Origin of the sequence: Microcoleus sp. T3_D1 (assembly GCF_036700405.1) — a bacterium.
GTDB lineage: Bacteria > Cyanobacteriota > Cyanobacteriia > Cyanobacteriales > Microcoleaceae > Microcoleus.
In genome coordinates, this window is record NZ_JAUBOV010000190.1 from 1 (window position 1) to 2,177 (window position 2,177).

At 48.6% G+C, this 2,177-nt stretch carries 1 protein-coding gene; it reads right to left on the reverse strand.

Annotation, left to right across the window (positions count from 1 at the left end):
* A partial coding sequence (locus tag QT992_RS33285) for a YncE family protein (protein WP_445305807.1) occupies positions 1–1,952 on the reverse strand: 1,952 nt, incomplete at its 3' end.
* Positions 1,953–2,177 lie beyond the last annotated feature (225 nt).

Genomic DNA, 2,177 nt, shown 5'->3' on the forward strand with positions numbered 1-2,177 from the left:
CTGAAAGTATTGCTATTATTTACCGTGGGCAGAAGAGTTTTAAACTCACCTGTTACGGGTTGACCTTTACCTAGCTGTTTTCCATTTTCTCCCAAAGCTTCCACAGCCCAGTGGTATTTCTGGCCGGCTGTTAACATGAGACTGGCAGGAAGAGTAAACTCCTCAAAGTTACCCGGTTTACTGTCGCCGTTCCAAGTCCAATTACCAGTATTTTTACTCCACTTAGCAGTCAGGATACGATTGGGATTGTAGTCTTGTGCCGATGTTATATCCTCTAACCCAGGCCACCTATCCCCCGGTAATAATCCTTTTCCTTCGGGAAATACGCTGACATAAAGATTGACTTCATGAATGTCTTTATCTGGGTCTAAATTAGGAAGACCGCATTCCTCATCTTTGCCTTTAATATCCCACTCAAAAGTAGGAGTTAGAGGATTGCTGTCACTCTCGCTAGTACCGATCGGCCCCTCTAATTCCAGCCAATTTTTAACAGAAGCTATTGCCAAACCTTTAGGATTTCCGCCGATACCAATTGGAGCGCGTTTCGTGCCGTCCGGGACGCTAAAGGCAAAGTTATTAATCCAATTTCCCCCTGTAATTTCGTAGTCAGCCGCAATACTGACTTTAGGGTTGATATCATCAATAGGCACGCGGGCGAGGTCGGCTTGGGTCGCATTTCGCTCAGTGTTAGTCACAAAACCAACGCTACCCACTCCCCTGTCCCGTGCGTCAAGCTTGTAATTGCCCGGATTCTCTATAGCCTTAATCATTTCCTCAACATCGAAAACGTAAGAACTTCCTCCCAAATTTATGGTGGGATAGGAAGCAATCAAATATTTGCCGTCGCTCGAAAGCGCTAGGTTGTTAGTTAAGCTGTCGGGAATCGGTCGAGTCGCAGCCACCAATTGAGGATTGGGCCCCAGCGGGTTTGCGATAATGCCTATATTTCCACCCTCGCGCGTATTTACAGTTGCCCTAGAGTTGCGGCCGGCAACAAACGCATATTTCCCGTCTTGCGTTACTGTTACAGCCACTGCCTCGTTGACATCAAAATAGTCATTGGCCACGCCCAGCGACAAAGGAGCGTAGCGAACTTCAGCATTAAAGTTGAGGGGGTCATCAGACGTAATGGAGAGCACGCCAAAGCCTTTGCCGTCATCTTGAAGCTTTACCTGTTGCCCATTACTTATGGCAAGGACACTAGCAAGCCCGTTGGTAAACACCATTTTCTTCGGGTCGGAAGTAGCAGCTATGCCCTCTGTCTCCGATGCGGTGGGAATTACTCCAATCTGCTGGTGCCACTTTTTCTCGTTAGCACCCTCAGCGCTAGGTTTGTCGGCGGGGTCAATGTTGACAGCGTAAATGCGGCGGTTAGGTGTTTGTTCGTTATTGTCGGAACCTGTGGCGAACAGCCGCCGCCCGTCGCTGCTGATAGCTAACTGACTCAATCCCAGCGGCGATGTGACGTTAATTGTTTGGACAACGGTATGATAAGTTGCCGAATTCGGGTTGATGTCGAGAACGTAGATTTTCGGTTGATTCTGGTCGGCAATGTAAGCGTAATTGTCTTTGGGGTCAATAACAATAGCTTGCGGTCTGGCTCCATTCGGCAAGCTAATCGCATCTACAGTCGCCGTTTCAGGAGTAGTGTCTATCTCTCGCAGGGCTATCAAATCCACCACAGACACGCGGCCGGTGTCGCGCAGAGTCACGTAGCCGCGGGTAGCATTGTTGGTAGGCGCGATCGACTCCGGTCGGTCTGATGGGATATTGGGATTACCCACAGGAATGTTAATAGCAACCGCCAATTTAGCGCTGCTCTGGGTTTCAACAGTCGAGGAAGCATCTTTGAGATTAATAACGTTGATTTTGTCGCCCGTGCGTTCGGTCACCAGCGCCAATTCAACGCAGGTAGGAGCGAGGCGGATATTTTCTTCACTTTCTAGTTCCACAATGGAGTAATCTCCAGCGCCCAGTCCGAAGCGTTTTTTCTGCTTTCTCGACACTACAATACTGGATTCGCCGACGGGTACGGTAATCGGAATTTTGACAGCAATTTTGTAGCGATTTTATCCTAAATCGGTGTTTTTCTCCGGCATCAAAATGCCCGGATAAGTTTTGTCGCCGACGCGGAAGCTGACAGTTAAATCCTCAAATTCACCGCCCAAATCATTGGA